Origin of the sequence: Roseicyclus amphidinii (genome assembly GCF_030163755.1) — a bacterium.
Classification (GTDB): Bacteria; Pseudomonadota; Alphaproteobacteria; order Rhodobacterales; family Rhodobacteraceae; genus Roseicyclus; species Roseicyclus amphidinii.
This window is the reverse complement of record NZ_JASJOE010000106.1, coordinates 1-6,423: the sequence shown is the minus strand read 5'-3', so window position 1 is coordinate 6,423 and position 6,423 is coordinate 1. Positions and strand designations below refer to the sequence as shown.

Genomic DNA, 6,423 nt, shown 5'->3' with positions numbered 1-6,423 from the left:
TCGATCAGGCTTTGGGCGGCCTCGCCGCTGCCCGCGGGCGACAGCGCGAGGCCGGCACTGAGCGTGACGGTCAGCGCCGGCCCGTCGCAGCCGAGCGCGAAGATCGCCTCGCCCACGGCGGCGCGCAGCCGCTCGGCGCAGTCGAGGGCCGCGCCGCGGTCGCTGTCGGGCAGGGCGACGAGGAATTCCTCGCCGCCGATCCGCGCCAGCAGGTCGCCGTTGCGCAACTGGCTGCGCAGTCGCCGCGCGACGCGGCGCAGCACCTCGTCGCCGACGGAATGGCCATGGGTGTCGTTGATCTGCTTGAAATGGTCGAGGTCCAGCAGCATCACCGCGACGCCCGGTCCGGGGGCGGCCAGCATCCGGTCGAGCCGGTAAAGCGCGTATCGGCGGTTGTGCAGCCCGGTCAGGCTGTCGGTCATCGCCATCTCGAGCCCGGCCCTGAGCGAGGCGCGCAGCCGGTCGTCCTGCAGCTTGCGGCCCATCTGCGCGCGGATGCGCAGCGCCAGTTCCTGCGCGTCGAACGGATCGTAGAGGATGTCATGCGCGCCGAGGTCGAGCGCGATCGCCGCGCGCTCCCGGTCGCCCTCGGGCAGGATGATCACGGTGGCCGCATTGCGGGTCGCGGGCCGCGAGCGCAGGTCCGACAACAGGCGCAGCCCCTCGTTGCGGTGGGCGAGATCGGCGGCGATGACGAAGACATCGGGCGCGTCCTCCTCGGCGGTGCCGAGCGCGCCGAGGGCGGCGTCGCGCGGCAGGATCGTCACCTCGCCGCCGACGCGGTCGTCGAGCGCGGTCTTCCACAGGACGGCCCCCTTGGGGCCTGCAGCCACCAGCGCGATGCGGCCGGGCCTATCCTGCGCGTCGAAACCGCAAGCGGCCTCGGCGAAGCCCAGCACCGGCTCGCCGCGCTGGCGCAGCTCGCGCGCGGTGTCGCGCGCCCGCAGAAGCGAGCGGACGCGGGCGAGCAGCGTCATCTCGTCCACCGGCTTGGTCAGGAAATCATCCGCCCCCGCCTCCAGCCCGGACATCTTGGCCTCGCGGTCGCTGAGCGCGGTGATCAGGATGATCGGGATATCCGCGGTCTCGGGATCGGCCTTGAGCCGTCGGCAGACATCGAGGCCCGACATGTCGGGCATCACCACGTCGAGCAGGATCAGGTCGGGGGCATGGGTGCGGGCATGGGCGAGGGCGGCCCTGCCGCAATCGGCCTGGTCCACGGCATAGCAGGCTGCGTTCAGCTTGACCTTCATGACGATACGGTTCGTGGCCACATCGTCTACGACCAGAATTCGCCCTGTCATGCGCGCCTCTTTCCAGCTACTCGTCATGTCGCCCCGTCCGACGCTGCGGGCGAAGCATAGCCCCCTTGTCGCCTCCAATGGTTAACAAACTCTTTAGCGATGGAAGCTATCTTGGTGATGAAGAAAGACCTCGCGGAAACCCGCGCATTGGGCATCCTCGGCTGGGTGCTGGCGCAGGACGAGCTTTTGCCGGTGTTTCTCAACGCAACAGGCGTGACCGAAGGCGACCTGCGCAGCCGCGCGGCCGATCCGGTGTTCCTTGCGTCGGTGGTGGAGTTCGTGATGCTCGACGACGCGTGGGTGATCGACTGTGCCCAGGCGCAGGGCTGGCCCCCGCAGGAGATCATGCAGATCCGGGCAGGACTGCCCGGCGGGGACCAGCCGAACTGGACGTGATCGGCGCCTGGCCGAACGGGCCGTGCCGCGCTCAGTCGGCCTCGCCCTCGGTCAGCTTGGCGAGCAGCGCCCGCAGGGTGTCCAGCTCGTCATCGCTCAGCTTGGCGTGGAAATGGTCGTTCGCATCCCGGCAGGCGGGCAGGACGGTGCGGAACAGCTCGTCGCCCTTGGGGGTCAGCTTCACCTCGGTGGTGCGGCGGTCGTCGCGGCCCATCTCGCGCCCGATCAGCCCCTCGTTCTCGAGCACGCGCAGCGCGCGCGACGTGGCTGTCCGGTCGATGCCCACGAACTCGGCGATGTCGGAGGGGTTCTTCTTGCCCTCCTCGGCCACCGCGAGCAGAACACACCAGCCGACACGCGTCAGGCCGAAGTTTCTAAGGTTGTTTTCCACGCGCCGCTCCACGAAACGGGCAGCGCGGGTGACATGATGACCGACACTGTCGTGAAGGCCGAACTTTAGATGAGAACCGTCCATGGGAACCACGCGATATAGTCACTGTTTACTCTTTAGTTACGTTCAATATTCGCAATGCCGAACGTAACGCGAAAGATCACAGCAGCCCCGGCAAAAATAGGCAACAGGAAAAATAGTATGGTGAGCGGATTGTTGTTCGACAAGGACGGCACCTTGTTCGATTTCAACCTGAGCTGGTCGAACTGGGCGCATGGCGTTCTGCAGGATCTTGCCGATGGCGACACCGCGCGCGCGCAGGCGATGGCCGATCTTCTGTCCTATGATCTGGACAGCCGGCGATTTGCCCCCGACAGCATCGCCATCGCGGGCACCCTTGCCGAGGTGGTCGCGGTGCTGTCGCCCGCGGTCCCGTCGCTGTCGCCCGCCGCGTTGGAGGCGCGCCTTGCCGCGCAGGCCGCGGCGACGCGGATGGTTCCCGTCCTGCCGCTGGCCCCGCTGTTGCAGGAGCTGCGACAGGCCGGCCTGGCCCTCGGCGTGGCGACGAATGACGCGGAAGCGGCCGCGCGCGCCCATCTTGGGGATGCGGGCGTGCTCGAGGTGTTCGACGTCGTCTACGGCTATGATTCGGGCCACGGCGGCAAGCCCGCGCCGGGCATGTGCCTGGCCTTTGCGCAGGCGACCGGGCTTGCGCCCGAGGCCTGCGTGATGGTCGGCGACAGCGCCCATGACCTTGTCGCCGGGCGCGCGGCCGGGATGCGGACGGTGGCCGTTCTGACCGGTCTGGCGACCGCGGACGCGCTTGCGCCGCTGGCCGATGCCGTGCTGCCCGACATCGGCGCATTGCCCGGCTGGATCGCCGCGCAGGGCTGAGGGGCGGTCCCGCGGGGCGCGACCGATTTTCGTGAAAATGCGACGTCAGGCGTCGGATACGGGCAATTGAGCGGGCAAATCCTGCGCGAGGGTGGGAGCCGATTTGCGCAGCAGCACGCAGGCGCACGCGCAGCGAGGAAGGCCCGAGAGATGAACGACGCCACCCCAACCCGCCGCCGCCGCGCCGGGGGCCGTGCCGGCCACAGCGCCCGCGCGGGCGGTCACGCCATCGAGCAGATGCCCTGGCGGCTGCCGAAGAACATCGACCGCCCGACCGAGCCCTTGGGAGAGGAGGGGGTGCAGGCGATCCACGACGGCGCGATGCGGGTCTTGAACGAGATCGGCATCGAGTTCCTGAACGAGGAGGCGCGCAGGCATCTGCAGGCCGCCGGATGCCGGGTCGAGGGCGAGAATGTCCGCTTCGACCGCGCTTTCGTCGAGGAGATGGTGGCGCGCGCGCCCGCCTCCTTCACGCTGACGCCGCGCAACCCCGAGCGGCAGCTGATCGTGGGCGAGGGGCATATCCTGTTCGGCAACGTCTCCTCGCCGCCGAACGCCTGGGATCTCGAGCGCGGCAAGCGGCCCGGCGATTTCGAGACCTACAAGGAGTTCATGAAGCTCACGCAGTATTTCAACTGCATCCATTTCGCCGGCGGCTACCCGGTGGAGCCGATCGACATCCACGCCGGTATCCGGCACCTCGATTGCCTGTATGAGAAACTGACGCTGACCGACAAGGTCGCCCATACCTATTCGCTGGGCGCCGAGCGCGTCGAGGACGCGATGGAGATGGTGCGCATCGCGGGCGGGCTGACGCATGAGGAATTCGACGCGAGCCCGCGGATGTATACCAACATCAACTCCGTCTCGCCGCTCAAGCATGACTGGCCGATGCTGGACGGCGCGATGCGGCTGGCGCGCCGCGGCCAGCCGACGGTGGTCACCCCCTTCACGCTGGCGGGCGCCATGGCGCCGGTGACGCTCTCGGGGGCGGTGATGCTGAGCTTGGCCGAGGCGCTTTCGGCCATTGCGCTGTTGCAATGGATCGCGCCGGGCAGCCCGGTGGCGATCGGCACCTTCACCTCCAACGTCGACATGAAATCGGGCGCGCCCGCCTTCGGCACGCCGGAATACATCCGCGCGACCCAGATCACCGGCCAGATGGCGCGGTTCTACGGGTTGCCGCTGCGCTCGTCCGGGGTTTGCGCGGCCAACGTGCCCGACGGGCAGGCGATGTGGGAGACGATGAATTCGCTCTGGGCGGCGGTGCAGTCGGGGACCAACATGGTCTATCACGCGGCGGGCTGGCTGGAGGGCGGGCTGATCGCGTCGCCTGAGAAATTCGTCATGGATTGCGAAGTGATCCAGCAGTTCCAGCGCTACATGGAGCCGCAGATCCTCGGCACCTCCGAGGCGGATCTGGCCATCGACGCCATCGCCGAGGTGGGCGCGGGCGGGCATTTCTTCGGCTGCCAGCACACCCAGGACCGTTACCAGGAAGCCTTCTACGGTCCCTTCCTGTCGGATTGGCGCAACTACGAGGCCTGGCAATCGGCGGGCGGCATCTGGAGCGCCGAGCGCGCGCACGGGATCTACAAGAAGATCATCGCCGAGTTCGAGCCGCCCCCCATGGACCCCGCGATCCGCGAGGAGCTGGCCGCCTTCGTCGCCCGCCGCAAGCAGGAGGGCGGCGCGCCGACGGATTTCTGAGCCGCGGTTTTCCGAACTGTCGGCGATTGCCACGATATCGCCTCGGTTGCGAAAGGGTTTCTTTACTCCCGCCGCCTAGACCGATCCCCGCGGGAGGCACCCGGCCCCCGCGCAACAGGATCGAGAGCGGCGATGCATGGCATGGTGAACCGTGCCCTTCAGGGCTTTGTCACCGCCACCTACGGGGCGGATGTCTGGGCCGAGGTGTCGGACCAGGCGGGGCTTCCGCCCGCCGGGTTCGAGGCGATGCTCGACTATCCCGATGCGCTGACCATGGCCTGTTTCCAGGCCACGGCCCATGTGCTGCACAAGCACCCCAACGCGCTGCTCGAGGATATCGGCACCTGGCTGGTGACCGATGACCACCTCGAGCCGCTGCGCCGCCTGATGCGGTTCTCCGGGCCCGGCTTCCTCGATTTCCTCTATTCGCTCGAGGAACTGGGCGACCGCGGGCGGCTTGCGTTGCCCGACCTCGATTTGCCGCGCATCACGCTGGAGCGGCTGGACCCGTCGACCTTTCGCGTTCTGCTGCGCTGGACCCTGCCGGGGATGGGGCCGATCGCCATGGGCTGCCTGCGCGCCATGGCGGACGACTACGGCGCGCTGGCGCTGCTGGACCTCGACGGCATCGCCCCCGACGGCACCGAGGCGGTGCGCGTGCAACTGCTGGACGCCGCCTATTCCGCCGGGCGCAGCTTCGAGCTTGGGCAGGCGCGGGCATGACCGGGCTGCCGCCCGTGCTGGACCGGGTGATCGGCCTGTCGGGCGGGGTGCTCGACACGCTGATGCCGATGCACCTGTGGGTCGGCGCGGATGGGCGCATCCTGCGGGTGGGGCCGACGCTGCGCAAGATGGCGGGCGGGGCGGACCCGGCCGGGCGCCCCCTGTTCGAGGTGATCGCCCTGCGCCGCCCGGTGGGCGCAGACGGCTGTGGCGCGCTGGCGCGGCTGACCGGTCAGCGGCTGGGGCTCGTGCTGACCTCGGCACCCGAGTTGCCGCTGCGTGGCACGGTCGCCGCACTGCCGGGCGGGGCGGGGCTGATCCTCGACATCTCGCTGGGCCTGTCCTTTGCCCGCGCGGTGGCCGAGTTCGGCCTGACGCTCAATGATTTCTCGCCCTGCGACCAGACGGTCGAACTGCTGTACCTGCACGAGGCGAACGCCTCGACCATGGCCTTGTCGCGGCACCTGACCCGGCGGCTGCAAGCCGCCCGCGCCGAGGCCGAGCGGCAGGCGCTGACCGATCCGCTGACCGGGCTGGCCAACCGCCGCGCGATGGATGCGCGGATCGCCGCGGCCCTCGCCGACCCGGCGCAGGAGTTCGGCCTGCTGCATGTCGACCTCGACCTTTTCAAGGAGGTGAACGACACCCACGGCCATGCCGCGGGCGACGCGGTCCTCGCCCGCGTCGGCGAGGTGATGCGCCACCAGCTGCGCGAGACGGACGTGGCCGGCCGCGTGGGCGGGGACGAGTTTCTCGTGTTGATGCCCGAGTGCACGGGAGATGAGGAGCTTTCGGCCGTCGCCGCGCGCCTGATCGCCACGCTGGAGCAGCCGGTGTTGTTCGAGCGACGGCTTTGCATGATCTCGGCCTCCATCGGCATCACCTCGAGCCGCGCCTACCGGCGGCGTCCGGGCCTCGACGCGCTGCTGGCCGATGCGGATGCGGCGCTTTACCGGGCCAAGCGCGCCGGGCGCGGGTGCTACAGGCTGCATGCCGCGGCCCCCG

The 6,423-nt window shown here is 69.2% G+C and carries 7 protein-coding genes; 5 read left to right on the top strand and 2 right to left on the bottom strand.

The annotated features are described in order from the left end of the window. Positions 1-1,304: diguanylate cyclase domain-containing protein (locus QQK83_RS18475; protein ID WP_284266818.1), on the bottom strand; the 1,304-nt coding region annotated here is incomplete at its 3' end. A 99-nt stretch (positions 1,305-1,403) separates the two neighbouring features. Between QQK83_RS18475 and QQK83_RS18470 the strand changes: the two genes are divergently transcribed. Continuing rightward, complete coding sequence (locus QQK83_RS18470; protein ID WP_284266817.1) at positions 1,404-1,700, top strand: DUF3572 domain-containing protein; 297 nt, start codon at positions 1,404-1,406, stop codon at positions 1,698-1,700. A gap of 31 nt (positions 1,701-1,731) precedes the next feature. Here the strand turns inward: QQK83_RS18470 and QQK83_RS18465 are convergent, their stop codons facing one another. Then, positions 1,732-2,175, bottom strand: a complete 444-nt coding sequence (locus tag QQK83_RS18465; protein ID WP_284266816.1) for a MarR family winged helix-turn-helix transcriptional regulator — start codon at positions 2,173-2,175, stop codon at positions 1,732-1,734. Positions 2,176-2,292: 117 nt separating this feature from the next. Between QQK83_RS18465 and QQK83_RS18460 the strand changes: the two genes are divergently transcribed. From QQK83_RS18460 to QQK83_RS18445, 4 genes are all read left to right on the top strand, one after another. Beyond that, positions 2,293-2,985: an HAD family hydrolase gene (locus QQK83_RS18460; RefSeq protein WP_284266815.1), complete on the top strand. Its 693-nt coding sequence runs from the start codon at positions 2,293-2,295 to the stop codon at positions 2,983-2,985. A gap of 150 nt (positions 2,986-3,135) precedes the next feature. After that, complete coding sequence (locus tag QQK83_RS18455; RefSeq protein ID WP_284266813.1) at positions 3,136-4,695, top strand: trimethylamine methyltransferase family protein; 1,560 nt, start codon at positions 3,136-3,138, stop codon at positions 4,693-4,695. Positions 4,696-4,836: 141 nt separating this feature from the next. Further along, positions 4,837-5,418, top strand: coding sequence for a heme NO-binding domain-containing protein (locus tag QQK83_RS18450; RefSeq protein WP_284266811.1), 582 nt, complete (start codon positions 4,837-4,839; stop codon positions 5,416-5,418). Next, positions 5,415-6,423 (top strand): GGDEF domain-containing protein (locus tag QQK83_RS18445; RefSeq protein WP_284266809.1); only part of this gene is annotated, 1,009 nt, incomplete at its 3' end. The genes QQK83_RS18450 and QQK83_RS18445, both read left to right, overlap by 4 nt.